The organism is Streptomyces sp. NPDC045955 (assembly GCF_056430805.1).
Genome location: NZ_JBWKKY010000003.1, coordinates 391,544 through 418,412 on the forward strand (window position 1 = coordinate 391,544; position 26,869 = coordinate 418,412).

Below are 26,869 nucleotides of genomic sequence, written 5' to 3' on the forward strand. Positions count from 1 at the left end.
GCCTCAGCTGCCCAACCGCACGGTGAACGAGGCGAAATCCCGTAGCGGTATGGACCGTCGGCGTACCGGCTCCTCGGCGAACCGCAGGCCGGGGAGCCGTTCCGCGATCGCCATCAGTACGGCGGCGATCTCCATCCGGGCCAGGTTCATGCCCAGGCAGTGGTGTACGCCTCCGCCGAAGACCAGTGTGCGGGGCGCCTGCCGGTCCGGGTCGAAACGGTCCGGGTCCGCATTGGCCTGCGGATCCCGGTTCGCCGCCCCGAGCAGCACCCGCACCGGTGACCCGGCCGGCACCCGGTACTCCCCGAAGTCCGCGTCCTGAGCCGCGTACCGGAATCCCGCCGACATCGGCGCCGGGGAGTCCCAGCGCAGCACCTCGTCGACGAACCGCAGCGCCCCCTCGTAGGTCCGCAGCGACGCCCGGTGCTCGGGACGGGCGAGCAGGGTGTGCACACTGATGTCGATCGCGGTGGCCGAGGTCTCGAACCCGGCCGTCAGCAGCGCCACGAGGACCGCTTTCAGATCGTCCTCGGACAAGTGGTCCGCGCCTTCGGAACCGTCCGATTCCAGCGCCACGAGACCCGACACCAGGTCGTCCGCCGGCTCCTGGCGGCGCCGTTCGACCAGCTCCCACAGTCGGCCCAGCAGGGAGGCCAGGGCCTTGTCCGCGTCCTGCAGCGCCGCCGTGTCACTGCTCGGATCGACCACGTTGATGATCCGCGGGATCAGCTCGGCGAGCATCCGGTCGTCCTCCAGCGGCAGGCCGATCAGCCGGGCCAGCACCTGAAGCGGTACGGGCACGGACAGCTCCGCGTGGAAGTCGATGACCGCTCCGTCGCGGGCGCGGGCCGCGACCTTGTCCACGTGGCCCGCCGCGATCGTCATCACGCCCTGCTTCAGCGACTCCACCCGCCGCGCGGTGAACGCCCGGCCGACCAGGCGGCGCAGCCTGGTGTGCTCCGGCGGGTTGGCGTTGACGATCGAGCCGACCAGCACCCGGAAGGCCTCGTACTTGCTGTGTTCCGGCAGGAAGGACGCCACCGAGGCGGCATCGGGCGCCGGGAAGAGCGCCGGGTTCTTCATCACGTGGGAGCAGTCCTCGAACCGGGTGAGGACGTAACCGCCCAACTGCGGGCTGAAGTGCACCGGTGCACGGCGGCGCAATTCGGCGTAGAGCGGGTACGGATCGTCCTGCCCGGGCGCGAGGAGGCGGTCCAGGACTTCGTCGACGGTGTTCATACGGGTCTCCCTCGCTCGGTGGCCGGCCGTCGCACCCGCGGACCGGGTGCGGGCGCGCATACGCCGCGCCGGGCATGACGTGCGTAGCGTGGAGGGCTCCGTTCGAGTGTGACTCAACGCAAACTCGATGAGTCTCGGCGATGGTGGCGCGATGACTCAACTTCCCGCTCCCGGCGGCCCCTCGGTCAGCCGGGTCTGGTTCGTCACCGGAGCCTCCCGTGGCCTCGGCCGCGCGTTCACCGAGGCCGCGCTCGCGGCCGGGGAACGAGTGGTCGCCACGGCCCGCGACGTCTCCTCCCTGGACGGTCACGGGCACGACGGCCGCCTGGTGGCGCTCCCGCTCGACGTGAGCCGCCGGGCCGACGTCTTCGCGGCGGTGGACCGTGCGGTGGCGGCATTCGGCCGGCTCGACGTCGTCGTCAACAACGCCGGCCAACTCGTCCTCGGCATGGTCGAGGAGACCACCGAGGAGCAGGCCCGCGACCATTTCGACGTCAACTTCTTCGGTGCGCTGTGGGTGACCCAGGCGGTCCTGCCGGTCCTGCGGGCGCAGGGAGCCGGGCACCTCTTCCAGGTGACGGCGATGGGAGCCGGCGGGGGATCCGCGGGCAGCGGAATCTACAGCGCGGGGAAGGCGGCGCTCGGCGCGATGGGCGAGGCCGTCGCTGCCGAGGCCGGGCCCCTCGGCATTCACGTCACCCTCCTGGAGCCAGGCGCGTACGACACCGGCCTCGGCCACCTCGGCTCCACCGTCGCCCCGCCCCACCCCGCCTACGACGGCGTCCGCGCCGCGCTGGAGGCGTCCTGGGCCGAGTCCCCGCCGCCGGCCTCACCGGCCGCGGCCGCCAAGGTGGTCCTGGAGATCTCCCGCATGGACAGCCCGCCGCGCCGGATCGTCCTCGGCGACCGGGCCTGGGACGAGGTGGTGGCGGGCCAGCGCGACCGCCTGCGCGAGTACACCGATGGGGAGCAACTCAGCCGTAGGGGCGGGTGAGGTGTCGCGATGCGGGTCCTGTTCACCCCGTTTCCCGCCACCGCCCACGTCAACGCGCAGGTACCACTGGCCTGGGCGCTGCGCTCGGCCGGCCACGACGTGCGCATGGCCAGCCGCCCGGACGTGCACGACGACATCCTGGCCGCGGGCATCACAGCCGTGCCGCTCGGAGAGGTGACCGGACGGGACGGGGCGACCGGTCCGGGCCGCGTCGAGGAGTCGCCCGCGTGGTCCGGGCCCGAGGAGGAGGCCTGGCTCGGCGACCTTCCCGTCGACGAGCCCGCCCACGCCCGCGTCCACAGGGCACTGACGGCCTGGGCCCGTCGTGCCCGACGGACCACCGCCTCCCGTCCGGTGATCGCTGAACTCGTCGGCTTCGCCCGGTACTGGCGTCCCGATCTGGTGGTGTGGGACTGGGCGGACCACGCCGGTGCCGTCGCCGCCATGGCAGGCGGTGCGGCCCACGCCCGTCTGGTGTCGGGTCTGGACCTCGTGGGCTGGATGCGGGGGCAGTACCGCGGTCTGCCGGAGGGGCGTCCGGACGCCCCGAGCGAGGACGCGTTCCAGGAGTGGCTCGGCCCGCTCCTGGCGGAACACGGCCGTGTGTTCGCAGAGGAGGCCGTCCTGGGCCAGTGGACCGTGGACTCGCTGCCCGCCCCGCTCCGCCTGCCGGTGAGCCACCGTCACGTTCCCGTCCGTCACATGCCGTACAACGGCTTCTCGCACATGCCCGACTGGCTGTGTGAACCGCCCACCCGGCCCAGGGTGTGCCTCGCCCTCGGCCGCTCCTTCCTCGGCGTCGACGGCCCCCCGGCATCCGCCCCCGCCCTCCTCGACGCCGTCCGCGACGTGGACGTCGAGGTGGTCGTGCCCCTCCCGGCCGGTCTGGCCGACTCGCTGCGGGACGTCCCGGACAACGTCCGACTGGTCGTCGGCGTTCCCTTGGACCTCCTGCTGCCCAGTTGCGTCACCCTCATCCACCACGGCGGACCGAACGACATCGCCACCGCTCTCGCCCATGGCGTTCCGCAGCTCATGCTGCCCACTCGGCGACGGCGTGGGATCCCCGAGGCGCGGCGGGTCGCCGGGTTCGGTGCCGGGCTGTACCGGCAGGCCGAGGAACTCTCCGCTGCCGAACTCCGCAGCATGCTCCTGCGCGTCCTTCACACGCCGTCCTTCGCCAGGGCCGCGGCCGCGCTGCGTGCCGCGTCGCTCGCCGCCCCGTCCCCGGCCGACCTCGTCCCCGTACTGGAACGCCTGACCACCGCATACTGCATCAGCCAAGGAGTGAAGAGCAGATGACCCATGCCAAGCCCCGGCTCGTGGCCGCTGTCCTGGGCGCGACCGGCTGTGTCGGCCGCGCAGTGTGCGCAGCCCTGCGCCGGGACGGATACGAGGTCCTGGGCATCGCCCGCCGGGCCAGGCCGGACATCACCGGCCATGCCTTCCACACCCTCGACGTGGCCACCGCCGACCCCGCCGCACTCGCGGCGCTGCTCGGCTCCGCGCGTGTGGAGGTGGTCGTCAACGCGACCGGGGGGTGGGCGCTCACCGAGGAGGCCATGCAGCTGGCCCATGTCCAGTTGGTCCACCGGCTCCTCGCCGCGACCGCCCCGATGTCCCGCAGGCCCCGGATCGTTCACGTCGGCACCATCCACGAGTACGGGTTCGTCCCCGAGGGCGTCTCCATCGACGAGAACGTCACACCGCATCCGACGACCTCGTACGCGCGCACCAAGTACGCGGGTTCGGAGGCGGTGCTGACCGCGACCCGGGCAGGTGAAGCCGATGGAGTGGTGCTGCGCGCCGTCAACGTCTGCGGGCCGTACACCACCGAGGCGAGCTTCCTCGGGGCGGTCGTCGCCAAGCTGGCAGCGGCGTCCGCCGAGGAGGGACTCGACCTCACGGTCGCCGATTCCCGGCGCGACTACATCGACGTGCGGGATCTCGCTGACGCCGTTGTTCGTGCCGCCCGCGCTCCGGTGGTCGGGCAGGTGATCAACATCGGGCGGGGCGAGGCGGTGCCCATACGCGAGCTCGTCCGCATGCTGGTGTCCGTCTCGGGATTCCCTCTCCACGCGGTGAGGGAGCGTTCGGCGCAGGTGGAGAGCAAGGGGGGCGGCTGGACACGGGCGGACATCACCCTCGCCGGCCGGTTGCTGGGATGGCGTCCGATGGTCGGTCTCGACCAGTCGATGGCCGACATGTGGTCCACTGCGCGTGCCGGGCGACCTGCAATGGACGACCGGCCGGTCGGCTGAGTTCCGAGGGGACCGCGATGTCCGGCCGTCCAGCCGCGGGGGCGGCTGGACGGCGTCCCGGACCGGTACGGGCCGTTCGGATGCGGGTCCGGAGGGCGCGTGTCGCCGGGCCGGCGGAGCGAACGCGCGTCCGCGAGGTCGACGATGGGGGCTCTACGGCTTTCCGCCGAGCGAGGCCTGAGGTTTCGGATTCAGCACGCTGATGCGGTGACGGGATTGGTCAGAGAGCACCGGGCCACTCGCCGTCGCTGCGAAGCAGGGCACGGGCCAGGTTCTGGTAGAAGGAGATGACCGCCGGTTCCTTGGGGCTGAGGTGGCCGCGTGCGGCGAACCGGGAGCCCACGGACCGCTGCACGGCCTCCAGTCCTCGCCGGTCCTCCGCATTGATCATCGCGGCGTACGACTCCACGCCCTCGCGCATCTCCTTGAGCTCGGCCTCACCCATGCCCTGCACCTGGGCACCGGGCACGAGCATGCCGCCACGAACCTGTGTGCGGTCGATGGACAGGGGGATCATGCTCAGCCAGATCAGGGTTTCTCCGGCGGCTGCCAGGCTTCCGGTGGGGAAGACGAAGAAGTCGTAGAGGTGTGCCTTCTCGTCGTCGTTCAAAGGGAGGACGTCCGGTTGCTGCGGCTCGGTGAGGCGGATGCGGAAGCGCAGTGCCCAGGGGGTGTCGTCGCGCAGATCGGTGTCGGAGCGGCCCGGCGTGGATGGTTCCAGCGTTTCCGGGTGGAAGCCCATCACGTGGTAGTTCTCGTGTGCGTTCTCCACTGCGATCTTCCAGTTGCAGTGCCACTCCTCGACCCACTCCCCGACCAGGACCATCTCGTCGAGCCGGTAGTTGACCAGGTCGCTCTCGATGCGGGAGAGGTGCGGGGCGAGCGCCTCCACGGTGTCGTCCAGATTGACGAAGACGAAGCCGTGCCACTCCTCGACGGCGAACGGCGGCAGCCGGCAGGCTGCGGGGTCGAACGCCTCGTTGCGCCGCATGTAGGTGGCGCCGATCAGTCGACCGTCCAGTCCGTAACGCCACAGGTGGTACGGGCAGGTGAAGCGGTCGGTGTTTCCGGCGCCCGGTTCGACGACCGGCATCATGCGGTGCCGGCAGATCGGCGACATCGCGTGCAGCTCGCCGTCCTTGCCACGCGTGACGACAACGAGCTCACCCGCGACGGTGAGGGACACGTAGTCGCCGGGCGTGGTGAGCTGGTCGGTGTGGGCGACGAGCACCCACGACCTGCCGAACACCTTGTGCCGCTCCAGTTCGTACAGTTCCTCAGAGGCGAACGCGCGGGGCGGAATACTGAGGGCGGGCGGATCCTCCGTCAGATAGTTGCCGAGTTCGGCGAGGAGTTCGGAGGTCTCCGGCGACAGGGCGGGAACGGAGGCAGACTCCGGGCGCGGTGCCGCCGAGCCTGTCTGATGGATTGTCAAGTCGGTCTCCTTCGGAGGAACGGGCCGGTGATCTGCAGCCGCCTCAGCGCAGCAGCGGGAATCGATCGCCCGCGAGGGGGGCGCCCTCCCGCAGGGTCTCCGCCCTGGTCCCGGGCAGCTCGTCCAGGAACGGCATGCCGGTCGGCAGGTAGGTGGCCGTGGCGTCCATGTAGACGGCGGACGTCGACAACCGGGGCGTCTCCGTCGTGTTCGCTCCGGCGCTGTGGACGGTGCGGGCGTGATGGAAAGTGCAGTCACCTGCCCGTAGCGGCACCGTGATCCGTGGCATCCACATCTCCCCGGGCCGGGCGAAGGCGCTCGCCCAGGGGTCGGCGCCGGTGTCCGGCGGCAGCAGGTGCGATCCCGGGACGAAAGTCATGCATCCGCGTTCCGCCGGAACGTCGACCAGGGCCACCCACGCCGTCAGGGCCGTGCCGGCTGTGGAGAAGGGGAAGGCGAACACGTCGTGGTGCGGGTCGGTGGGGGCCGAGCCCTGCCTCTCCTTGTGCAGCACCTCCAGCTTGAACAGCCGCAGCGGGGTGCCGGCCAGCCGCTCGGCGATAGCGGCGATCCGCGGATGGGTGGCGAGGCGACGCATCGGTTCGCTTCTGAGCTGGGCGTCGGGGATGTAGTCCATGACGGTCTCGTCACCGGATCCCCACCGGGCCGGTTGGTCGTCGACGAGGAGCCGACGGGCTTCGGCCAGGTACTGAGCGGTCTCCTCGGCGTCCAGTACGCCGGGCACGTGGACGAACCCGTCCCGGCGATAGCGTGCGGCGAGCCGTTCCATGGCTGCCGGTTCACTCTGGGCGGGAGCCCCCGCAATGACGCGGGGTTCGATGTCCTGCACGGCGTTTCTCCTTCTGTTGCTGGAGTGATGGCGCGGTCTTCGCGTGGCCTGCGAGCCGGGGTGGCGACGTCAGACCAGCGACAGGCCACCGTCCACGGGGAGCACCATTCCGGTGGCGTAGCCGGCCTCGGGACGGGCGAGCTGGGTGATCCACCAGGCAATGTCCTCGGGACGTCCGACCCGGCCTGCCGGGATCCGCGCCCCCATGTCGGTGAGGAAGTGCCGGTAGTCCTCCGCGGACATGCCCATGCGGATTCCGATGCCGGTGTCGATCACACCGGGTGCCACCCCGACGACGCGGATGCCGCGCGGTGCCAGTTCGACAGCCCAGGTCCGTGTCAGGTGGTCGAGAGCCGCCTTGCTCGCTCCGTACAGGGCACCGGTCGGAGCGGCACTCAATCCCAGAGTCGCGGCGGTGCCCACGTTGATCACGACACCCCGTGACTTCTCCAGCGCTTCGAGGGCTCGCTGCACCAGAAACAGGGGCGCTGCCAGATGGGTGCCGAACTGGCGTTCCACCGCTTCGCGGTCGATGGCCTCCAGGGCCTCCATCCCCGCGACCGCGGCGTTGTTGATGAGGGCGTCGATCCTGCCGAACTCCCGCAGGGCGGCGTCGACGACCAGCGCGGGCCCCTCGGCCGATGTCACGTCCGCCGTGAGGACGCGCACGCCCTCGTGCCCCTCGGCGGTCTCCGCGAGCGTGGCTTCGGTACGGCCGACGACGAGCACCTTCCAGCCCTGTGTGCTGAAAGCGCGGGCGGTGGCCCGGCCGATGCCCGTGCCGCCGCCTGTGACGATCGCAGCGCGTGGCGTGGGGCCGCTACCGGTGGGGTGGGATTGCGGGCTGTGACCTGTCGCGTCAGTCATGGCTCGACGCTAGATTCGCCGTCTCGACAGGGACTCGACGCCTGGTGGCGCGCCGGCCCACCGGGCGCGTCGTGGCTACCCGCCCACCGCGGGTGCATGATGGCCGACAGGCTGAGCGAGGGGCCGTGGGCCCGTGGAATGCCACGTTCGTATGGCCGGATCCATGTGGTCGGTGCGGATGCACTCTCGGTCTGCCCGACGACGCCTCCCCTTGAGTCCGGGGCGTTCCGGGCAGTCTGGGCGGGGCCGTTGGCCATTCGTTCGAGACCCGGTGGAACTTGAAGGCGTTGCAGGCCGATCCGTCCGCCGGTGCTGCGCGCCGATGGTGTCGAAGATCCGCACCGCCCGTCCGGGCGCCGGCGCCTCGTCCCTGGAGCAGGCGCCACCGCGCTGAGCTGCGGCCGGTCCCTCGGGGCCCTGCCCTGGACTGGACTGGGTCGTCCGCCGCCGGCGGTTCACCGGCGGCGGACGGAACGTTCGTCAGGCGCGGAACTCGTCGGCATGGTCCCGTGCCCATTGGGCGAAGGTGCGCGCCGGCCTTCCGGTCACGGCTTCGGCCGTCGGCATGGGGCCCAGGGACGACAGGTCGAACGCCTCCGCCTCCGCCGAAGGGTCCGATTCGTTGCCGCCGTAATCCTCGAATCCGAGGAGGAAGTCCACGTTCTCCGCAGCGAAGCCGCCTTGCGCGAGATAGATCTCGCGAGCCTGCTGAGGCGTGACCACCTCTAACCGGATCTCCTCGCCCATCGCCTCGGCGATGAGCTCCACTTGCCGCCGGTGGGTGAGGAGTTCGGGACCATTGAGGGTGTACGCCTGCCCGGCATGGCCCTCTTCGGTCAGAGCGAGGACGGCCACGTCGGCGATGTCCTTCTCATGCACCGGGAACCACCCGGCATCCGGGGCCGGCTCACGCACCACGCGCTCGGCGCGGATGGGTGGCCCCCACAGGGCCAGCTTGTTCATGGCGAACTCACCGGGGCGCACATGCGTCCACTCCAGCCCCGACGCCTCGACCGCCCGCTCCACCGGCAGGTGGAAGTCGGTGTCGTAGCCGGCGGTGACCGCACCGGAGGAGAGGACGACGATACGCCGCACACCTGCCGACTTCGCCATACCGACCACCTCCTCGGCGGTCGCCGCCACCGGGAACAGAAAAAGCGCGTCGACTCGCTCCAGGGCGTCCTTGAGCGTCTCCGGACGCGTGAGATCGCCCTCCTGGACCTGGACTCCCTCGGGGGCCGCCCCGGGCCTCGCCCTGCGGGTCAGGGCCCGCACGTCGTGGCCCCGCTCTACGAGTTGCCGGACGACATTGCGCCCGACGTTGCCGGTAGCGCCGGTCACCAGAATGGTCATGGATCACCTTTCGTCTCATCACGTCCGTCAGGTGCCGCACACCCCGATGCCGCTCTCCAGCGTGCGGATGACCCATGCGGAGGCGCCGTGACGTGGCAGTTCCCCCTTGTTGGTGGCCACGCAGCCGGAGGACACGTGGGCCCACATCACCTGCTCGATCCAGTCGCTGCTCACTTCGGGGTCCAACGCTCGTGCGGCCTGGCCGTGTCTGATCAGCCGGCCGATCTCCTCGGCCGCCGGATCAGGGCCGTCCGGCTCGGCGAGGGCATCGGTGATGCGCGGGTCGCCGTACAGGAACAGCACGTGGTCGCCGACGTCGAGCATGGCGGTCACCAGCTGGCGCAGCGCGTCCATGGGCGGGCTCTCGTCGGTCCGCGCCTTCTTCCATGAGTGCTCGAGCCGCTGCAGCGAGTCCTCGACGACCGCCGAGACGAGCTTCTCCCGGTCCAGGAAGTACCGCTGGAGAGTGCTACGTCCGACGTCCGCCGCTATCTCGGCCGGCGTGGCATCGCGCCGAGGGGACAGCAAATTGGCCGCAGCGCTGAGGGTCGCCCGACGCGTGCGTGCGCGGGCTCCCGTTTCCCGAGGAGCACTGGACATGAGCTCACCTTAGCAGCCAGTGCCCCATATTCAGAGTCTAGATTTCCATTGCGGGACGTTGGTGTCTCATTCTAGGGGGAGTGTTATCCATACTGTGCGCTACCGTTTGAAGGGGCGCGCCGTCTTCCAGGAGTCCAAAGTGCTGCGCACCAGCGTTTGGGTGCAGCTCCTGGACGCCCTTCACAGGATCCTCGGTGCGGGTCTGGTCGGGGTGCGACTGCGGTTCCACGGGCAAGATGGCTCCTTGAGGCTGGCCTGAGCCTGCTCGCGGCAGCGGCTCGCGCTCTGCTCTGGCCGAATTCCAAACGTCCTTGGCTATGTTGCCGCGCGCTGCTTCGGCCACTCAGATTCATGGAGCTGTGGGCGCCTCTTCCTTTGAGGCGGGATACGAGGGCCCTGGGTCAGCTGACCCAGGGCGGCGCGTGGTCCGACTTCCGGTCGAGTGCCTTCGCTCCTGACTGCCGTCCAGACGTCCGCGTGACCGTGATCACGGGCGTCCATCGGGGGGTGCTGCGTAGGCTTGGGCCGTCGCCACGGTGGGGTCCGCGAGAGTGGGCGACGCCCTCCCCCGGCCGCCTGACGAGGCGTCAGAAAAGTCAGCAAGTGGTCAGCATGAGTCCTGAAAAACCTGGGGACAGCTGCCCGAACATGCGACTCGTTGTAGGGTATGGAACAGCCCTTGACCTGCAAAAACGCAGGCAGGGAGCCTACTAGTGGGAGTGCCCCGATGTTGCGTACTATGTTCAAGTCCAAGATCCACCGCGCCACCGTCACCCAGGCCGACCTGCACTACGTGGGATCGGTGACCATCGACGCCGATCTGCTCGACGCCGCCGACCTGCTGCCCGGCGAGCTCGTGCACATCGTGGACATCACCAACGGCGCCCGGCTGGAGACGTACGTCATCGAGGGCGAGCGCGGGTCCGGCGTCATCGGGATCAACGGGGCCGCCGCCCATCTCGTCCACCCAGGCGATCTGGTGATCATCATCAGCTACGCCCAGGTGACGGACGCCGAGGCCCGGGCACTCACCCCCCGGGTCGTGCACGTGGACCGCGACAACCGCATCGTGGATCTCGGCGGCGACCCGTCCGAGCCGGTACCGGGTTCGGACCAGCAGCGCAGCCCGCAGGCCGTCGTCCGGGCCTGACCGACGTACAGGGGACAGGAGCGTGTCCGTATGAGGGACCTGGTGATCCGTGACGACCGCGAGGCGGGCCGCCTGGAGGCGGTGTCCGGCGGCGAAGTCGTCGGCCGCGTCGAGTACTTCGTCCTCGACAGCCCCGAACGCGCGCTCGTGCCCGTGCACACCATCGTCGAACCGGCCCACGAGGGCCAGGGCATCGCGGGCGCGCTGGCGCGAGAGCTCTACGGCATCGCCGCTCGCGAGCACAGCGCCGTCGCCCCGCTCTGCCCCTATGTCGCCAAGTGGTCCGAACGCCACCCCGACGAGGCCCCACCGGCAGATCAGGCCCTCCTGACGGCGGCGAAGGACTGGCTGGCCGAACACCCCGGCCGTTTCTGACTCCCGGATCCGAACTCCCGAGCCGGGATACGCGGTGCCCGGCCCCGCCTCCCTTACGCCCACCTGGCCCCTCCCCGTCCTGCGCCGGGGTGACTGGGGAAGGAGCCGACGGGTAGGCGGGGGAGTAGTCCAGAGCCGGAGTCGAGCGACTGGCTGGAGGACCTCATGACGAATCCGTATCCCGACCCCGTGCCGCCGGGGCCGACGCCGGGCCCCGAGCCCCAGCCCCCGGAGCCGCACCCCGATCCGGTGCCGAACCCGCAGCCGCCGCCGGGCCCGGAGCCGAACCCGCCGCCCCCGGCCCCGGTCCCGCCCCCGGGTCCGACGCCCCCGGGTCCGACTCCACCGGGCCCGACCCCGCCGACACCCCCGGGTCCCGACCCGGTGCCGGGACCCGACCCGTCCCCGATCCCGCCGGGACCGGAACCCGTACCGAACCCCGAACCGGGCCCGCCGCTGTCCTGACGGTGGCGCGAGAACGGGGCCGGTGGACAGTTGTCGCAGCCGTCCACCGGCCCCGTACCGTTCGCGTCAGCGCGAGCGCGGAGCGCCTACGCGGAGACCTCCGAGCGGTCCCCGCCCCACAGCGTGTGGAACGACCCGTCCCGGTCCACCCTCCGGTAGGTGTGCGCACCGAAGTAGTCCCGCTGCCCCTGCGTCAGCGCCGCCGGCAGCCGCTCCGCGCGCAGGGCGTCGTAGTAGGCGAGCGCCGCGGCGAAACCGGGCGTCGGCACGCCCTGGCGGGTGGCCGCGACCAGCACCTCGCGCCAGTCGTCCTGGGCGTCCGCGATCTCCTGCGCGAACGTCGCGTCCGACAGCAGGCTCGGCAGGTCCGGCCGGGCGTCGTAGGCCGCGCGGATCCGGTCCAGGAAGGCCGCGCGGATGATGCAGCCGCCACGCCACAGCGCGGACACCGCACCGAGGTCGATGTCCCAGCCGTACTCGTCGCGCGCCGCGTCGATCTCGTGGAAGCCCTGCGTGTACGACACGATCTTCGACGCGTACAGCGCCTGCTCCACCCGGTCGGCGAAGGCCTGCGCCTCCGCCTCGCTGAGCGGCTTCGCCTTCGGGCCGGCCAGCCCGCGCGAGGCCTCCCGCAGCGCCGCGTGCCCGGACAGCGAGCGCGCGAAGACCGCCTCGGCGATACCGGACACCGGCACACCCAGGTCGAGCGCGATCTGCACGGTCCAGCGGCCGGTGCCCTTCTGCTCGGCCTGGTCCACCACCACGTCCACGAACGGCTCGCCCGTCTGCGCGTCCACGTGCGAGAGCACCTCGGCCGTGATCTCGATCAGGTACGAGTCGAGGCGGCCCTGGTTCCAGGTGCGGAAGATCTCCGCGATCTGGGCGGGGGAGTACCCGGCGACATCGCGCAGCAGCTGGTACGCCTCGCCGATGAGCTGCATGTCCGCGTACTCGATGCCGTTGTGCACCATCTTCACGAAGTGCCCGGCACCGTCCGGACCGACGTGCGAGACGCACGGCGAACCGTCGGCCGCCTTGGCCGAGATCTTCTCCAGCATCGGGCCCAGCGAGTCGTACGACTCCTTCGGGCCGCCCGGCATGATGCTCGGCCCGTTGAGCGCGCCCTCCTCACCGCCGGACACGCCCATGCCGACGAAGTGGATGCCCTGCTCGCGCAGGTCGCGCTCCCGGCGCCGGGTGTCCGCGAAGTGCGCGTTGCCGCCGTCGATGATCATGTCGCCGGGCTCCAGCAGCGGGGCGAACTCCTGGATCACCGCGTCCGTCGGCTCACCGGCCTTCACCATCACGACCAGCCGCCGCGGCCGCTCCAGGGCGGCCACGAACTCCTTGGCGGTCTCGCACGCGACGAACTCCCCCTCCCCGCCGAACTCCTCGACCAGGGCGTGGGTGCGCGAGGGCGTCCGGTTGTGCACCGCCACCGTGTAGCCGTTGCGGGCGAAGTTGCGGGCGAGGTTGCGGCCCATGACCGCGAGACCCGTGACGCCGATCTGCGCTGTACTGCTCATTCGGTTGGCTCCTAAAGACCTCGGTATCGGTGCTGCGGACGGTGTCCACCAGAGTGTCCACCAGCATGCCCCCGTCGCCCATCCTGACGTGCCGCTCCTTCGTCCGCACGCGTGGGTCGTACGACGTCGCGCACGCAGATACGCACAAGAGCCCCCGTCGCACTCACCCGAGGTACGCGTCCCCGCGCGCGCCGCACCCGCGCACCGGGTGACGTACACGGTGCACCGCCGGGGCGCACGTCGCGCAACAGGGGCCTCATCCCGGCCATTTGGGCAACCGGGCGGCCGATAGCCGCCTTGTCCTGGCCGGTTCGCAGCGCTTACTTTTGCCCCTCCTGACGCATGTCTAGGGGGGCTCTCGATGGCCGTACGCGGCCGGCATCGCCGGTATCAGCCGAACAGGATCAACCGCGCCTCACTCACCGTCACGGCGGGCGGCGCGGGCATGGCGCTCCCGTTCATGGGTGCCGGCGCCGCCCAGGCGGCGGACGTGGACACCTGGAACAAGGTCGCCGCCTGCGAGTCGAGCAACGACTGGAACATCAACACGGGCAACGGGTTCTACGGCGGGCTCCAGTTCACTCAGTCCACCTGGGAGGCGTACGGCGGCCGGGCCTACGCGGCGCGCGCGGACCTGGCCACCAAGAACCAGCAGATCACCGTCGCCGAGAAGGTGCTCGACGGGCAGGGTCCGGGCGCCTGGCCGGTGTGCTCGGTGCGGGCCGGACTGACCCGGGGCGGAGCCGAGCCCGGCGTCCGGCCGGCCGCCGAGAGCACGAGGCAGAGCGAGAAGGCGGACCGGAAGCAGAGGCCCAGGACCTCCATCGAGGACGTACGGCCGCAGTCCACGCCGCAGTCCCGGGCGGGCAGCGCCGAGATGTACACGGTGGTGCGGGGCGACACGCTCTCCGGCATCGCGGAGGAGCGCAAGGTGCGGGGCGGCTGGCGAGGTCTGTACGCCGCCAACCGCTCGGCCATAGGGGACGATCCCGATCTGATCGTGCCCGGCCAGCGTCTCGCGCTGCGCGGCGAGGGCGCCACGAAGACGCGTCCCGCGCCCGAGCGTGCCGCGACCCCGTCGGCCAAGCCGTCGGCGAAGAAGCCGGCGAAGAAGCCGTCATCGAAAGCCCCGGACCGTGCCAAGGACCGTTCCAAGGACGAGAGCAAGGAGCGCGCCGCACGGTCCACGGCCACCCGGCAGGGCCTGGTCGCCCCCGTCAGCGCCTCCCTGGGGACGCCCTACCGCAAGGCGGGCTCGTCCTGGTCGAAGGGCTACCACACCGGCGTCGACTTCCCCGTGCCCACGGGCACGTCCGTCAAGTCGGTCGCCTCGGGCAGCGTCGTCAGCGCGGGGTGGGGCGGTTCGTTCGGCTACCAGGTCGTCATCCGGCACGGCGACGGCCGCTACAGCCAGTACGCCCACCTGTCGGCGATCTCCGTGCGGAACGGGCAGACGGTGAGCCCGGGCCAGCGCATCGGCCGCTCCGGCTCCACCGGGAACAGTTCGGGCCCGCATCTGCACTTCGAGGTGCGGACGGGGCCCGGTTTCGGCTCGGACGTCGACCCCATCGCCTACCTGAGGGCCGGCGGCGTCAGGATCTGACACGCGTGCGGTGCCGGTCCACCGTGGGCATCGGCACGTACGGAATGCCGTAGCAGGCAGCGTAGGAGAGCGGGCGCTCCCCGCTCTCGTACGCGACGTCCGGTCCGGCCTCGGGTTCACCGGTACCGGCACCGGCAACCGCAGGCACCGGCACGTCCCCCGACGCCCCCCGGCCGACCTCGGCACCCATCGCCCTGGGCAGCGCCCTCACGGCGACGGGCGGCGCGCCCACGGTCCCGGGCAGCGACGCGCCCACGGGCTCGGGAAGCAACGCGTCCGCCGTCTCGGGAAGCAGCGCGTCCACCGTCCCGGCGACCTCCAGCCCGGCGGCTCCCGCAGGCTCCGGCTGGGCGTGGGCGAGCCGTTCCGTCGTCAGCAGGATCAGGCCGCCCGCCGCCACCACGCCGCAGCTGAGGGCCAGCGCCGTGCCCGTCGTGCCGTAGCGGAAGGTTTCGCCGAACATCGTGATGCCGACCGCGGCCGCCACCACCGGGTTCACAACCGTCAGCGTGGCCAGCGGGGCCGCGAGACCGGCACCCCGGTACGCGGCCTGCGACAGCAGCATGCCCGCCGTGGCCAGGACGCCGATCACGGCGAGGGACGGCACGTCCGCCGCCGAGACACCGCCGGTCCAGTCGACCGCGACGGTCTTGGTGAACACCGAGGACATGCCGAACGCGACACCCGAGGCCGTCGCCAGCAGCATGCTGCGGACCGCCGGGTGGCGGTGCGCGGCCCGGCCGGCGATCATCAGCGCCACGACCACACCCGCGGTGACCACGGCCACGGCAACCCGCTCCGCCGCATCCAGCGACCGCGCGTCGGACGCGGCGACCAGGGACAGCAGACCGGCGAGCCCCACCGTCGCCATGATCGCGCCCCGCCACGCCGTGGCGCCCGCCTTGCGGCCGACGAACAGCGCCGCCATCGGCAGGGCCACCACGATGGTCAGCGCGCCGAGCGGCTGCACCAGGCTGAGCGGACCGTACGCCAGCGCCACCACGTGCAGCAGGCCGCCGAGGCCGTTCAGCGCGACCGCCGCCCACCAGCCCGGCCGCCGCAGCGGCGCGTACTGCTCGCCCGGCGAGGACTCCGCCACCCGCTCCTGCACGATCGCCCCGCCCGCGTAGGCGAACGCGGAGACGAGCGACAGCAGGACGGACAACGCGAGGGCGCTCATCGGCTGCTCCTCTGCGTCAGGCGGGGGCGATCAGCCCGGCGCGGTGAAAGGTCGGCTTTCATGACCAACACCCTGCCGTGTCCAGGTCTTCCCGTCGTCGTCCCTGAGCACTCATTGGGTCCTACTGCCGATGGAGTACGAGGGGACCCCCGTCATCCCCAGGGTGGGCGAACCCGCTCGGGGACCACCGGGTCGCATCCCTTAGGGGCCTTGGTACTACTGCTCTTCGTGAACCTCGACCCCGACCTTGCCGCGCTCCGCCCGCTCGGCGGCTACTTCGTGCTGCGCACAGCGGGAGCGGCAGCGGGGCCTCTTCCCACTCTCGCACAGGCCTACGCCACCATGTCACCGGATGTGTACGGAAATCCGCTGATTTTCCGTGTCGGCAAAGTCGCGGACTCCCTGCGCGTCCCGGAGGTGCGCGTCGCGGCGTCCGTGGCCCAGCTGGGACTCGCGGCCCGCCTCTGGTCCGTGGCACTCGGCTGCGCCGCGCTCTACGGCCGTGTCCCCGACCTCGACCCCCGGCTGCTGCACTGGGACGCCGACGCGGGCACCCCCGACGACCTGTGGCTGTCGGACGTAAGGCCGCTCCCCGGGGACGCGCAGACCCTCGTGGACGTGGTCCTGCACGGCCACCTCGACCCCCTCTCGGCCGCCCTGCGCGCCCCCTACCGCCTCGCCCCGGGATTGCTGCGGGGCAACGCCGCCTCCGCGCTGGCGGGCGCCGCCCGGGAACTCGACCGCTGGGCCCGGCGGCACGGCCGAACGGACACCGCCGCCCGGGCCCGTTCCCTGACCGCGGAACTCCTCGCGCACCCCCTGCTGACCGGCGCCGGAACCCTCACCGGCACGGCCTTCCGGCGCCGCAGCTGCTGTCTGTACTACCGCGTGCCCGGCGGGGGCCTGTGTGGTGACTGTTGCTTCACACGGCCGCCCCGCTCTTCCCCACAGGCCCCATCTGGGTGACCATGAAAGGGAACGGCCGCTGAGAGCAGGGAGTTGCGGGTGCGCGTCGGACTGCTGACCCGGGAGTACCCGCCGGATGTGTACGGCGGTGCGGGTGTCCATGTGGAGTTCCTCGCCCGGGAGCTCAGACCCCTGGTCGACCTCGACGTGCACTGCTGGGGCGAGGGCCGCGCCGACGGCGTACTGCGCCACCGCCCCTGGTCCACGCTCGACGGCGCCAACGACGCGCTGCGCACCTTCTCCGTCGACCTGGCCATGGCCGCCGCCCTCGAAGGGCGCGAGCTGGTCCACACCCACACCTGGTACGCCAACCTCGGCGGCCACCTCGCCAAGATGCTCCACGGCATCCCGCACGTGATGACAGCCCACTCCCTGGAGCCCCTGCGCCCCTGGAAGGCCGAGCAGCTCGGCGGGGGCTACGAGCTGTCGAGCTGGGCCGAGCGCACCGCGATCGAGGCCGCCGACGCGGTGGTCGCCGTGTCGGGTGCCATGCGCGAGGACATCCTCGGCTGCTATCCGGCCCTGGACCCGGACAGGGTCCACGTCATCCACAACGGCATCGACACGAGCCTGTACCGGCCCGACCACGGCACGGACGCCCTGGACCGCGTCGGCCTCGACCGCTCCCGTCCGTACGTGCTGTTCGTCGGCCGCATCACCCGCCAGAAGGGTGTGCCCCACCTGCTGCGCGCGGTGCGGGACATCGACCCGGCCGCGCAGGTCGTGCTGTGCGCGGGCGCGCCGGACACGCCGGAGATCGACCAGGAGTTCCGCGAGCTGTTCGGGGAGCTGAGCCGGGTCCGGGACGGCGTCTTCTGGATTCCGAAGATGCTGCCGCGCCCGGAGGTGATCCAGCTCCTCACGCACGCCGCCCTGTTCGTCTGCCCCTCGGTGTACGAGCCGCTCGGCATCGTGAACCTGGAGGCGATGGCCTGCGGCACGCCCGTGGTGGCCTCGGCGGTCGGCGGCATCCCCGAGGTCGTGGACGACGGCAGGACGGGCCTGCTCGTCCCGCCCGGCGACGGCTTCGAGGCGGGACTCGCCCGGGCCATGGACTCCGTCCTGGGCGACCCGCAGGCCGCCCGGCGGATGGGCGAGGCCGGGCGGGAACGCGCGGTCGGCGAGTTCGGCTGGGACGCGGTGGCCCGCCGCACGGTTCGGCTCTACGAGGAGATCCTGAAACAGGCTTAGTACGAGCTGCTCAGGGGCAGGCATCGGGAAATCTGCGTGAGGGGAGCGGCCATGCGTCGTGGTGGTCCTTCGGTCCTGGGAATCGTGCTGGCGGGCGGAGAGGGCAAGCGTCTGATGCCCCTGACCGCGGACCGGGCGAAACCCGCGGTGACCTTCGGCGGTACGTACCGCCTGGTCGACTTCGTCCTGTCCAACCTGGTGAACGCCGACGTGCTGCGCATCTGCGTGCTGACGCAGTACAAGTCGCACTCGCTGGACCGGCACATCACCACCACCTGGCGGATGTCCAGCCTGCTCGGCAACTACGTCACCCCGGTGCCCGCCCAGCAGCGCCTCGGCCCCCGCTGGTACCTGGGCAGCGCCGACGCGATCCTGCAGTCGCTGAACCTGATCTACGACGAGCGCCCCGAGTACGTGGCCGTCTTCGGCGCCGACCACGTCTACCGCATGGACCCCCGCCAGATGCTCACCCAGCACATCGACAGCGGAGCGGGCGTCACGGTGGCAGGGATCCGCGTGCCACGCATGGAGTCCTCGGCGTTCGGCGTGATCACGCCGGGCTCGGACGGCCAGACGGTGGAGCGCTTCCTGGAGAAGCCGACGGACCCGCCCGGCCTGGCCGACGACCCCGAGATGGTCTTCGCCTCCATGGGCAACTACATCTTCACCACGAAGGCCCTCATCGAGGCGCTCCAGCGGGACGCGGAGGACGAGCGTTCCGTGCACGACATGGGCGGCTCGATCCTGCCCCAGCTCACCGACCGGGGCGAGGCCGCGCTGTACGACTTCAGCGCCAACCACGTGCCCGGCGAGACCACCCGCGACCAGGGCTACTGGCGTGACGTGGGCACGCTGGACGCCTACTACGAGGCGCACATGGACCTGATCGCCGAACGCCCGGCCTTCAACCTGTTCAACCGCAGCTGGCCCATCTACACGCACTCGTACCAGCTCTCGCCGGCCCGCTTCAACGCCGGCGGCATCGCCAGCGAGTCCATCATCAGCGCCGGCTGCCTCATCCGCGGGCAGGTCACGCGGTCCGTGCTGTCGCCGGGTGTGGTGGTCGACCCGGGAGCCGTCGTGCAGGGGTCGGTGCTGCACGACAACGTGCACATCGGTCGGGGCGCGGTGGTGCGCGGCGCCGTGCTGGACAAGAACGTCGAGGTGCCGCCGGGCGCGACGATCGGCGTCAACCCGGAGCGCGACGCGGAGCTGTACACGGTGTCCAAGGGCGGCGTCATCGCCCTCGGGAAGGGGCAGCTGGTCACCTGACGAGGAGCGGCCGGCCGGTGTGGCGGGACCTGCCCGCGATGACGGCCGGGGTGAACCCGAGCGCCGCCTCCCGCGCCCGCTACGAGCGCGAGCTGAAGGAGATGATCGACGAGCACGTCAGCAGCCCGTCGGTCGTCATGTGGGTGACCTTCAACGAGGGCTGGGGCCAGTACGACGTGGGCCGGACGGCCGAGCAGGCCAGGGCGTGGGACCCCACCCGGCTGGTCAACGGCCAGTCCGGGCTGAACCTCGGCGCCGACGGCGGCACCGGCGACATCATGGACGAGCACGGCTACCCGAGCCCGGCCCTGCCGCCCCGCCCCGACGGGGAGCGTGCCCTGGTCAGCGGCGAGTACGGCGGCCTGGGCCTCGGGGTGCCCGGCCACGCCTGGTCGGTGCAGCAGTCGTACGTCGACGTCGACCCGGCCACCCACACGGACGACTACCTGGAGCAGCTGGACGAGGTGCGGGCGCTGGTCTGCCGGGGCAGCAACGGGGCCGTCTACACCCGGATCGCGGACGTCGAGGGCGAACCGAACGGCTTCCTCACGTACGACCGGGACGTGCTCAAACCGGACACGGCCCGGCTGAAGGCAGCCCACCAGGCCCTGAATCCGTGACGCCTCCCGGGTGACTCCTACGGGGTGCCCGGCGCAGCGTCCTGTGCTGGACTGACCCCACGTGCACCATAAGTCCCGCCCCTTTCATCGGGGCGGGACTTAATCTGCTGTTAACTGTACGTAGCCTGATCGTACTTGACCGTAATCAGCTGCGGGCGATTGACTGCTGGCCCACCCCGTCGTCGACGCGAGGCAAGCCCTTGACTGCTGACCTGCTCGCTCCTCTCGACCTGGCGTTCTGGAACATCGAGTCCGCGGACCACCCGATGCACCTCGGCGCGCTCGGGATCTTCTCGTCCCACTCGCCCGCCGCCGGCGCCCACGCGGCCGACCTGCTCGCGGCCCGCGCCGCGGGCGTGCCCGGACTGCGGATGCGGATCCGCAACGTATGGCAGCCGCTGCCCGCCGCGCTGCGCCGGCCCCTCGCCTTCGGCGGCGCCACCCGCGAACCGGACCCGGACTTCGACGCCCTGAACCATGTGCGGCTGCACGCCCCGACCGCCGACTTCCACACGGTCGCGGGCCGGCTCATGGGACGTCCGCTGGAGCGTGGCCGGCCGCCGTGGGAGGCCCATGTGCTGCCCGGCGAGGACGGGGTCTCCTTCGCGGTGCTGTTCAAGTTCCACCACGCCCTGGCCGACGGGTTGCGGGCGCTGACCCTCGCCGCGGGCGTCATGGACCCGATGGACATGCCAGCGCCCCGGCCCCGCCCGGTCGGGCCCCCGCGCGGCCTGCTGCCGGACGTACGCGAGCTGCCGGAGATGGTGCGCGGCGCCCTGTCCGACGTGGGCCGGGCCCTGGACATCGGCGCCTCCGTCGCCCGCTCCTCGCTCGACGTGCGCTCCAGCCCCGCGCTCAGCTGCGAGCCGAGCGGCACCCGCCGCACCGCCGGAGTGCTGCTCGACCTCGACGACGTGCACCGCGTCCGCAAGACCGTCGGCGGCACCGTCAACGACGTCCTGATCGCGGTCGTCGCCGGCGCGCTGCGCCGCTGGCTCGACGAGCGCGGCGACGGCAGCGAGGACGTGGCGCCCCGCGCCCTGATTCCCGTCTCCAAGCGCCGCCCGCGCACCGCGTACCCGCAGGGCAACCGGCTCTCCGGCTACCTGATACGGCTTCCGGTGGACGATCCGGGCCCGCTGGCCCGCCTCGCCTCGGTCCGCACCGCCATGGACCGCAACAAGGACGCCGGCCCCAACCGGGGCGCGGGCGCCGTCGCCTTGCTCGCCGACCACGTCCCGGCCCTGGCCCACCGGCTGGGCGGACCCCTGGTCGGCCAGGCGGCCCGGCTCTGGTTCGACATCCTGGTCACCAGCGTGCCCCTGCCCAGCCTCGGCCTGAAGCTCGGCGGCAACCCGCTCACCGCCGTCTTCCCGTTCGCCCCGCTGGCCCCCGGCCACTCCCTGGCGGTGGCGGTCTCGACCTACCGGGGGAGCGTCCACTACGGGCTCGTCGCCGACGGCCATGCCGTACCGGACCTCGACCTGCTCGCGGCGGCCGTCACGGAGGAGGTGCGCACGCTGATCGCCGCCTGCCGGTCCTGAATCGGGCGGGTTTGGCGGTGCGCCCCGCCGCTCGCGTAAAATTCGCCCTTCGAAAGCGGGCGCGACCGGCGCGCCACCACAGCAGAGCAGGGAACGACAGCGGCGATGACGGTGACAGAGGACGGCCCGCAGGCCATGGACGAGGCGAGCGGGCTCTCGTACGGACCCGGCATCGACCCGGAGCGGCTGGCCGTCTGCCTCAGCGTGCTCGAGGAACTCGACAAGCTGGAGATCGACCACCCGGACGCCGTCGCCGTGCGCCGGGCCACCGCGGGCGTCTACCGCACGGTCAAGCAGCGCCGCCGCCAGGAGCGCCGGGCCGCCAAGACCGCCCACGACAAGGCGGTCACCGAGGCCACGGCGACCGGCTCCGCCCAGCGCATCGACGACGAGACCGAAGGCTTGCTGCCCTCCTCGCGCACCGAGGAGGGCCGGATCGCGGGGATACTCCAGCGCCCGCGCTCCTGCTACACCTGCAAGACCCGGTACGTGGAAGTCGACTACTTCTACCACCAGCTCTGTCCCGACTGCGCCCGCGTGAACCGCGAGAAGCGCGACGTCCGGGCCGACCTCAGCGGCAAGCGCGCCCTGCTCACCGGCGGCCGCGCCAAGATCGGCATGTACATCGCGCTCAGGCTGCTGCGCGACGGTGCGCACACCACGATCACCACGCGCTTCCCGAAGGACGCCATCCGCCGCTTCAAGGCGATGGACGACTCGGCGGACTGGATCCACCGCCTGGAGGTCGTCGGCATCGACCTGCGCGACCCGGCCCAGGCCGTGGCCCTCGCGGAGCAGGTCGCCGAAGCGGGCCCGCTCGACATCCTCGTCAACAACGCGACCCAGACCGTACGCCGGCTGCCCTCCGCCTACGCCGCGCTGGTCGAGGGCGAGAGCGCCCCGCTGCCCGCCGGTGAGCTCCCCGCCCACCACGTCATCGGCGCCTTCAACTCCGGCGCGGTCGACGGTCTGGCCGCGCTGCCCCTGGGCACCAGCGGCCTCGACGCCCAGCAGGTCGCCGACCTCGCCCTGGTCGCGGGCAACGCCAGCGTCGAGCGGCACCTCGACGGCACGGCGATCGACGCGGGCGGGCTGGTCCCCGACGTCGTCGACTCCAACACCTGGGTGCAGACGATCGAGCAGATCTCCCCGGTGGAGCTGCTGGAGACCCAGCTGTGCAACTACACGGCGCCGTTCATCCTCATCAGCCGGCTCCGCCCGGTCATGGCCGAGGCCGCGAAGAAGGCGGCGAGCGGACGCGCGTACGTCGTGAACGTCTCGGCGATGGAGGGCGTGTTCGGTCGCGGCTACAAGGGCGCGGGGCACCCGAACACGAACGCCGCCAAGGCCGCCATGAACATGGTGACGCGGACCAGTGCACAGGAGATGTTCCAGACCGACGGGATTCTGATGACCTCGGTCGACACGGGGTGGATCACGGACGAGCGGCCTCACTACGACAAGCTGCGGCTGGCCGAGGCGGGGTTCCATGCGCCGCTGGACCTGGTCGACGGGGCGGCCCGGGTGTACGACCCGATCGTGCGGGGCGAGGCCGGGGAGGATCTGTACGGGGTCTTCCTGAAGGACTACGCGCCGGGCAAGTGGTAGGGCTTCCCGGCTTCCCGGCTTCCCGGCCGACGTCTGGAAACCGCCGGTGCGGGTTTACCCCGTTCGGGTGAGCCGCAAAACGTCCTTCCATGGGCAAATCAGTGCGTAAACCCGAGCTGAACACGGGATGACGCGCGATCGTTACCGCTTGTTTTCAGCCCCATCGAGCGGGGGGCCGCTCATTTGGTTAACCTGGGGCGGACGGACAGCAGCACGGGACCCACACCCACGGTCCGTCATGGGACTTGCCGGTACACCACGGCCTGCGCTCCCGCGAGTTACCGGCGCCACCGCGTCCGAACTGCATTTGGCATCAGACCCGAGCGGGCGTCAGGCGCAGAGCAGGATGGCGCAGACGTCCCGAGGGTGACCGACACATAAGGAGTGCGCGGTGACACCGGAGAAGACGAATCGCGAGCAACGCCCCAAGGAACGCACGGAGCGCAAGGGCCGCCGGTCCGACGAGCTCGGCAGCCTCGACGTGTGGGCCCGGTCGGCCCCCATCCGCCTCGCGGGCTACGAGGAGGACCTCGCGGAGCCCCACATCCTGCCCAGCGTCGACTGACCGGGCGCGGCCCCTCCGCGTTCGCGAGCGCATGGGCGTGCCAGACTCGCGCCCATGCTGATCAGGGAAGCAACGGCTGACGACTGGCCGCGCATCTGGCCGTTCTGGCACCGCATCGTCGCCGCGGGAGAGACCTACGCATGGGACCCGGGCACCTCCGAGGAGGAAGCCCGGGTCCTGTGGATGAATCCGGCGAAACGCGTCTACGTCGTCGAGGACGACGGCGGCGGGGTCGTCGCCTCCGCGTACCTCACCCCCAACTACGGCGGGCCCGCCGCCCGTATCGCCAACGCCGGCTTCATGGTCGACCCGGACCAGGGCGGGCGGGGTTACGGCCGTGCCCTGGCCGAACACCTCCTGACGGAGGCCAGGGCCGCCGGCTACCGGGGCATGGTGTTCAACGCCGTCGTCGAGACCAACCCGGCCGTGAGGCTGTGGACCTCCCTCGGCTTCACGATCCTCGGTACGGTGCCCGATGCGTTCGAACACCCCCGGCACGGCCTGGTGGGGCTGCACATCATGTACCGGGCGCTCTAGATCAGGACATCGGAGGGTTCCATGGCCGGCTTTCGGGTGAGGCGCCTGGACGCGGGCAGCTGGCCGGACTTCGCCGGTCTGGTCGAGCGGCACAACGGAGTGTGGGGCGGCTGCTGGTGCATGGCGTTCCGTTCCACCCCGAGGGCCTGAGCCGCACCAAGAATCCCGAAGAGAACCGCGCCCGGAAGGAGAGCCGGGTCCGCGAGGGCGGCGCGCACGCCGCCCTCGTCTACGACGGCCAGGTCTGCGTCGGCTGGTGCCAGTTCGGGCCGCCGCCCGAACTGCCCCGCATCAAACACCGGCGTGCCTACGAGAAGGACCTCGGCGCCCTTCCGGACTGGCGGATCACCTGCTTCTTCGTCGATCGGGCCCACCGCCGCCAGGGCGTGGCCGCCGCCGCCCTCGACGGAGCCCTCCAGGAGATCGCACGCCTCGGCGGCGGAACCGTGGAGGGCTACCCCGAGGAGGCCGAGGGCCGGTCGGTCTCCGCGTCGTTCCTCTACTCCGGCACGGTGACGCTCTTCGAGAGCCGCGGCTTCGAGCGGAACCGGCGCCTCGGCAAGCACCACTGGGTGGTGGGCGGGACGGTCCCCCGGGCGGACGTCAGGGACGGACGTACGGCCGGGTCATGATCTCCATGTTGTGGCCGTCCGGGTCGGCGAAGTAGGCGCCCCGGCCGCCGAAGAGGTCGTTGACCCGGCCGGGCTCGGTGTGCCTCGGGTCGGCGAAGTAGGTCACCCCCAGCGCCTCCAGCCGGTCGATCATGGTGTCGAACTGCTCCTCGGGCACGAGGAACGCGTAGTGCTGCCCCTGGATCGGCTCGTCGGTCTTCTCGTAGTAGTCGAGGGTCACGCCGTTGCCCAGGTCGACGGGGAGGAACGGCCCGAAGGGGGCGCCGACCTCGAGGCCCAGGACCGCCGCCAGGAACTCCGCCGACCGTTGGCGGTCCGAGGCGAAGACGGCCGTGTGGTCGAGATGGGCGACGGTGGCCGGACGTTCGGGGGTGTGCTGTGTGTGGGACATGAGTCTGAAGGGTCTCCGGGTCTCGGGATCCGTGGTGAAGCGCCGCGGCGGGCGCGAGGGGATTGAGGACATGGAGACGGGAGGCGGGGCTCGCGCCCTCACCGGCTCTCGGCGGGGCCCGGACGGGGTCACCCCCGCCGCGCTCACTCCGAGGCCGGGCGCCTCACTCGTGCATGGCCTACGGCCGACCCGGCAGTCACCCGGCCGACTCTAGTTCATCGGCGCCGTACGCCGCCACGGATTACGTTCCTCCAACTGCTGAGCAAGTTCCAGGAGTTGGTACTCCGTACCGGGCCGTCCCACCAACTGCACGGCGCACGGGGCGCCGGAGGGGAGGGTGCCGCAGGGGACCGACATCGCGGGCCAGCCGGTCAGGTTCCACGGGGGCGTCAGGGGCGAGTAGTTCGTGTTCGCCAGGACGTTCCTCAGCCAGCCCCGCTCGTGCCAGGGTGCGGCCTTGGGGGAGCGGCGGGCGAGCGCGGGCGTGAACAGCACGTCGTACTCGGCGAAGAACGGCTCCAGCCGCCGGCGCAGTTGCTCCCGGGCCGTCCCGGAGCGCACCCTGCCCAGGACGAGCCGGCCGAGTCTCGCGTGGGTCCGGGTGCGCCGGGTCAGCAGACGTGCGTCGAGGTGCCGGGCGTCCGCGGCGGTGCCTGCCGTCCAGTGGGCCAGTGAGGTCGTGGCGAGCGACATCGGGTAGGGCGGGTCGGCGCGCCGGACCTGGTGGCCCGCCTTCATCAGCACCCCGGCGGCCTCCCGCGCGGCAGCCGTGTACGGCCGGCTGACGGTGACGCCGGCCAGCGGACTGCGCAGCGACACGGCGACCCTGAGGGGGCCGGGCTCGCAGCGCAGGGCGGGCTCGTCGTCCGCGAGCACCGAGAGCATCAGACGTGCGTCCTCGACGGTCGTGGCGAGCGGTCCGTTCTCCGACAAGCCGAACCAGCCGCCGTCACCGTCACCCGCCGGGACCACTCCTTGCCCCGGCTTGATGGTGACCAGGCCGCAGTTGGCGGCCGGTATGCGCAGCGAACCCATGCCGTCGTTGCCGAGGGCGATCGGCACCATCCCGGCGGCGACCGCGGCGGCACTGCCGCCCGACGAGCCGCCCGCCGAGCGCGTCGGGTCCCAGGGGTTGCGGGCGATGCCCAGCACGCCGTCCGTCGTGCCGAAGACACACAGTTCGGGCACGTTCGTCAGGCCCACGACCACCGCGCCCGCCGCCCGCAGCCGGGCCACCGTCACATGGTCCTCGGCGGCCGGGGTGTCCGGTGTCGCGGCCGAGCCGACACGAGTGGACTCGCCGCGCACGGCGAGGTTGTCCTTGACGGCCACGGGCACCCCGGCCAGGGGCAGGCGGTCGAAGTCGCCGCGTGCGGCCACCTCGTCGGCCTCGGCGAGCGCCGCCTCGGCGCGCACAGTGCGGAAGGCCCCGACACGGCCGTCGAGGCGCTCGATGCGTGCGAGGTGCTCGGCGGCCACCTCGCGCGGGGTGACCCGCTTCTCGCGTACGGCGGCGGATATCTCGGCGGCGGTGCGGCCGGCCCAGGTGGTCACAGAGGCTCCTCGGCGTGGAAGGACGGGCTTACTGGCGAGTACGTAGGGAGAACTGTGCACCGGCCGGGGGCGCACGTCGAGGCCCTCGGCA

At 71.6% G+C, this 26,869-nt stretch carries 24 protein-coding genes and 1 pseudogene; 15 read left to right on the forward strand and 10 right to left on the reverse strand.

All coding sequences use genetic code 11. The features are described 5' to 3' along the window. Window positions 1-3 precede the first annotated feature (3 nt). Window positions 4-1,239, reverse strand: a complete 1,236-nt coding sequence (locus AC07F0_RS08125; protein ID WP_478975769.1) for a cytochrome P450 — start codon at window positions 1,237-1,239, stop codon at window positions 4-6. A 151-nt stretch (window positions 1,240-1,390) separates the two neighbouring features. Between AC07F0_RS08125 and AC07F0_RS08130 the strand changes: the two genes are divergently transcribed. From AC07F0_RS08130 to AC07F0_RS08140, 3 genes are read left to right on the forward strand one after another with little or no spacing between them, the layout of a single operon-like run. Further along, window positions 1,391-2,233, forward strand: a complete 843-nt coding sequence (locus AC07F0_RS08130; protein WP_478975771.1) for an SDR family NAD(P)-dependent oxidoreductase — start codon at window positions 1,391-1,393, stop codon at window positions 2,231-2,233. Window positions 2,234-2,242: 9 nt separating this feature from the next. Beyond that, complete coding sequence (locus AC07F0_RS08135; protein WP_478975774.1) at window positions 2,243-3,535, forward strand: nucleotide disphospho-sugar-binding domain-containing protein; 1,293 nt, start codon at window positions 2,243-2,245, stop codon at window positions 3,533-3,535. Continuing rightward, the gene (locus AC07F0_RS08140) at window positions 3,532-4,494 is read left to right on the forward strand and encodes an NAD-dependent epimerase/dehydratase family protein (protein ID WP_478975777.1); all 963 of its coding nucleotides are present in this window, start codon (window positions 3,532-3,534) and stop codon (window positions 4,492-4,494) included. Before AC07F0_RS08135 ends, AC07F0_RS08140 begins: the two co-directional genes overlap by 4 nt. A 220-nt stretch (window positions 4,495-4,714) precedes the next feature. Here AC07F0_RS08140 and AC07F0_RS08145 read toward each other — a convergent pair whose 3' ends face one another. The 5 genes from AC07F0_RS08145 to AC07F0_RS08165 form a co-directional block, all read right to left on the reverse strand. Beyond that, a complete protein-coding gene (locus tag AC07F0_RS08145; RefSeq protein ID WP_478975780.1) occupies window positions 4,715-5,929 on the reverse strand; it encodes an aromatic ring-hydroxylating oxygenase subunit alpha in 1,215 nt (404 codons plus the stop codon). 43 nt (window positions 5,930-5,972) lie between these two features. Continuing rightward, window positions 5,973-6,779, reverse strand: a complete 807-nt coding sequence (locus AC07F0_RS08150) for a phytanoyl-CoA dioxygenase family protein (RefSeq protein WP_478975783.1) — start codon at window positions 6,777-6,779, stop codon at window positions 5,973-5,975. A gap of 69 nt (window positions 6,780-6,848) precedes the next feature. Beyond that, the gene (locus AC07F0_RS08155; protein WP_356036503.1) at window positions 6,849-7,646 is read right to left on the reverse strand and encodes an SDR family NAD(P)-dependent oxidoreductase; all 798 of its coding nucleotides are present in this window, start codon (window positions 7,644-7,646) and stop codon (window positions 6,849-6,851) included. Between the two features lie 480 nt (window positions 7,647-8,126). Next, the gene (locus AC07F0_RS08160; RefSeq protein ID WP_478975786.1) at window positions 8,127-8,999 is read right to left on the reverse strand and encodes an NAD(P)H-binding protein; all 873 of its coding nucleotides are present in this window, start codon (window positions 8,997-8,999) and stop codon (window positions 8,127-8,129) included. A gap of 27 nt (window positions 9,000-9,026) precedes the next feature. Next, window positions 9,027-9,599: a TetR/AcrR family transcriptional regulator gene (locus tag AC07F0_RS08165; RefSeq protein WP_478975789.1), complete on the reverse strand. Its 573-nt coding sequence runs from the start codon at window positions 9,597-9,599 to the stop codon at window positions 9,027-9,029. Window positions 9,600-10,326: 727 nt separating this feature from the next. Here AC07F0_RS08165 and panD point away from each other — a divergent pair. Together panD and AC07F0_RS08175 are read left to right on the forward strand one after the other, a co-directional pair. Further along, on the forward strand, window positions 10,327-10,749 hold the full coding sequence (panD, locus tag AC07F0_RS08170) for an aspartate 1-decarboxylase (protein WP_478975792.1): 423 nt from the start codon (window positions 10,327-10,329) through the stop codon (window positions 10,747-10,749). 30 nt (window positions 10,750-10,779) lie between these two features. Further along, complete coding sequence (locus AC07F0_RS08175; RefSeq protein WP_478975795.1) at window positions 10,780-11,124, forward strand: GNAT family N-acetyltransferase; 345 nt, start codon at window positions 10,780-10,782, stop codon at window positions 11,122-11,124. Between the two features lie 551 nt (window positions 11,125-11,675). Here the strand turns inward: AC07F0_RS08175 and gndA are convergent. Beyond that, window positions 11,676-13,115, reverse strand: a complete 1,440-nt coding sequence (gene gndA / locus AC07F0_RS08180) for an NADP-dependent phosphogluconate dehydrogenase (protein WP_478975798.1) — start codon at window positions 13,113-13,115, stop codon at window positions 11,676-11,678. A gap of 361 nt (window positions 13,116-13,476) precedes the next feature. Between gndA and AC07F0_RS08185 the strand changes: the two genes are divergently transcribed. After that, window positions 13,477-14,718 carry a transglycosylase family protein gene (locus tag AC07F0_RS08185; protein WP_478975801.1) on the forward strand — a complete coding sequence of 414 codons (1,242 nt, stop codon included), beginning with the start codon at window positions 13,477-13,479 and terminating at the stop codon, window positions 14,716-14,718. Here the strand turns inward: AC07F0_RS08185 and AC07F0_RS08190 are convergent. After that, the gene (locus AC07F0_RS08190) at window positions 14,708-15,898 is read right to left on the reverse strand and encodes a DMT family transporter (protein ID WP_478975804.1); all 1,191 of its coding nucleotides are present in this window, start codon (window positions 15,896-15,898) and stop codon (window positions 14,708-14,710) included. The genes AC07F0_RS08185 and AC07F0_RS08190 overlap by 11 nt on opposite strands. A 228-nt stretch (window positions 15,899-16,126) precedes the next feature. Here AC07F0_RS08190 and AC07F0_RS08195 point away from each other — a divergent pair, with 228 nt between their 5' ends. The 9 genes and pseudogenes from AC07F0_RS08195 to AC07F0_RS08235 all read left to right on the forward strand — a co-directional run bounded on the left by AC07F0_RS08195 (window position 16,127) and on the right by AC07F0_RS08235 (window position 24,833). After that, entirely contained in the window at window positions 16,127-16,864 is a 738-nt protein-coding gene (locus tag AC07F0_RS08195; RefSeq protein ID WP_478975807.1) for a (2Fe-2S)-binding protein, read from the forward strand. Between the two features lie 39 nt (window positions 16,865-16,903). Next, window positions 16,904-18,055 (forward strand): glycogen synthase, encoded by a 1,152-nt coding sequence (glgA, locus tag AC07F0_RS08200; RefSeq protein ID WP_436731001.1) that lies wholly within the window; start codon window positions 16,904-16,906, stop codon window positions 18,053-18,055. Between the two features lie 51 nt (window positions 18,056-18,106). Beyond that, complete coding sequence (gene glgC, locus AC07F0_RS08205; RefSeq protein ID WP_478975810.1) at window positions 18,107-19,327, forward strand: glucose-1-phosphate adenylyltransferase; 1,221 nt, start codon at window positions 18,107-18,109, stop codon at window positions 19,325-19,327. Between the two features lie 2 nt (window positions 19,328-19,329). Then, window positions 19,330-20,002, forward strand: a pseudogene (locus AC07F0_RS08210) (glycoside hydrolase family 2 TIM barrel-domain containing protein); the annotation flags it as partial. Between the two features lie 145 nt (window positions 20,003-20,147). Next, window positions 20,148-21,491 carry a wax ester/triacylglycerol synthase family O-acyltransferase gene (locus AC07F0_RS08215; protein ID WP_478975812.1) on the forward strand — a complete coding sequence of 448 codons (1,344 nt, stop codon included), beginning with the start codon at window positions 20,148-20,150 and terminating at the stop codon, window positions 21,489-21,491. Between the two features lie 105 nt (window positions 21,492-21,596). Further along, entirely contained in the window at window positions 21,597-23,099 is a 1,503-nt protein-coding gene (locus AC07F0_RS08220; RefSeq protein WP_436731003.1) for an SDR family NAD(P)-dependent oxidoreductase, read from the forward strand. 391 nt (window positions 23,100-23,490) lie between these two features. Further along, complete coding sequence (locus tag AC07F0_RS08225) at window positions 23,491-23,664, forward strand: hypothetical protein (protein ID WP_010037330.1); 174 nt, start codon at window positions 23,491-23,493, stop codon at window positions 23,662-23,664. 54 nt (window positions 23,665-23,718) lie between these two features. Further along, window positions 23,719-24,201 (forward strand): N-acetyltransferase family protein, encoded by a 483-nt coding sequence (locus tag AC07F0_RS08230; protein WP_478975815.1) that lies wholly within the window; start codon window positions 23,719-23,721, stop codon window positions 24,199-24,201. Between the two features lie 116 nt (window positions 24,202-24,317). Further along, window positions 24,318-24,833 (forward strand): GNAT family N-acetyltransferase, encoded by a 516-nt coding sequence (locus AC07F0_RS08235; protein ID WP_478975818.1) that lies wholly within the window; start codon window positions 24,318-24,320, stop codon window positions 24,831-24,833. Here AC07F0_RS08235 and AC07F0_RS08240 read toward each other — a convergent pair. Further along, window positions 24,805-25,224: a VOC family protein gene (locus tag AC07F0_RS08240; RefSeq protein WP_478975821.1), complete on the reverse strand. Its 420-nt coding sequence runs from the start codon at window positions 25,222-25,224 to the stop codon at window positions 24,805-24,807. The two genes, AC07F0_RS08235 and AC07F0_RS08240, sit on opposite strands and share 29 nt — an antisense overlap. Window positions 25,225-25,434: 210 nt before the next feature. Further along, window positions 25,435-26,778 (reverse strand): amidase, encoded by a 1,344-nt coding sequence (locus tag AC07F0_RS08245; RefSeq protein WP_478975824.1) that lies wholly within the window; start codon window positions 26,776-26,778, stop codon window positions 25,435-25,437. Between the last annotated feature and the right edge of the window lie 91 nt (window positions 26,779-26,869).

Excerpts from the sequence above, each read along its gene's own strand:
- glgC (WP_478975810.1), top strand. The coding sequence starts at position 18,107 with ATGCGTCGTGGTGGTCCTTCGGTCCTGGGAATCGTGCTGGCGGGCGGA.
- AC07F0_RS08160 (WP_478975786.1), bottom strand. The coding sequence starts at position 8,999 with ATGACCATTCTGGTGACCGGCGCTACCGGCAACGTCGGGCGCAATGTC.
- AC07F0_RS08230 (WP_478975815.1), top strand. The coding sequence starts at position 23,719 with ATGCTGATCAGGGAAGCAACGGCTGACGACTGGCCGCGCATCTGGCCG.
- gndA (WP_478975798.1), bottom strand. The coding sequence starts at position 13,115 with ATGAGCAGTACAGCGCAGATCGGCGTCACGGGTCTCGCGGTCATGGGC.
- AC07F0_RS08175 (WP_478975795.1), top strand. The coding sequence starts at position 10,780 with ATGAGGGACCTGGTGATCCGTGACGACCGCGAGGCGGGCCGCCTGGAG.
- AC07F0_RS08165 (WP_478975789.1), bottom strand. The coding sequence starts at position 9,599 with ATGTCCAGTGCTCCTCGGGAAACGGGAGCCCGCGCACGCACGCGTCGG.
- AC07F0_RS08125 (WP_478975769.1), bottom strand. The coding sequence starts at position 1,239 with ATGAACACCGTCGACGAAGTCCTGGACCGCCTCCTCGCGCCCGGGCAG.
- AC07F0_RS08135 (WP_478975774.1), top strand. The coding sequence starts at position 2,243 with ATGCGGGTCCTGTTCACCCCGTTTCCCGCCACCGCCCACGTCAACGCG.
- AC07F0_RS08185 (WP_478975801.1), top strand. The coding sequence starts at position 13,477 with ATGGCCGTACGCGGCCGGCATCGCCGGTATCAGCCGAACAGGATCAAC.
- AC07F0_RS08130 (WP_478975771.1), top strand. The coding sequence starts at position 1,391 with ATGACTCAACTTCCCGCTCCCGGCGGCCCCTCGGTCAGCCGGGTCTGG.
- AC07F0_RS08240 (WP_478975821.1), bottom strand. The coding sequence starts at position 25,224 with ATGTCCCACACACAGCACACCCCCGAACGTCCGGCCACCGTCGCCCAT.
- AC07F0_RS08220 (WP_436731003.1), top strand. The coding sequence starts at position 21,597 with ATGACGGTGACAGAGGACGGCCCGCAGGCCATGGACGAGGCGAGCGGG.
- AC07F0_RS08155 (WP_356036503.1), bottom strand. The coding sequence starts at position 7,646 with ATGACTGACGCGACAGGTCACAGCCCGCAATCCCACCCCACCGGTAGC.
- AC07F0_RS08140 (WP_478975777.1), top strand. The coding sequence starts at position 3,532 with ATGACCCATGCCAAGCCCCGGCTCGTGGCCGCTGTCCTGGGCGCGACC.
- AC07F0_RS08190 (WP_478975804.1), bottom strand. The coding sequence starts at position 15,898 with ATGAGCGCCCTCGCGTTGTCCGTCCTGCTGTCGCTCGTCTCCGCGTTC.
- panD (WP_478975792.1), top strand. The coding sequence starts at position 10,327 with ATGTTGCGTACTATGTTCAAGTCCAAGATCCACCGCGCCACCGTCACC.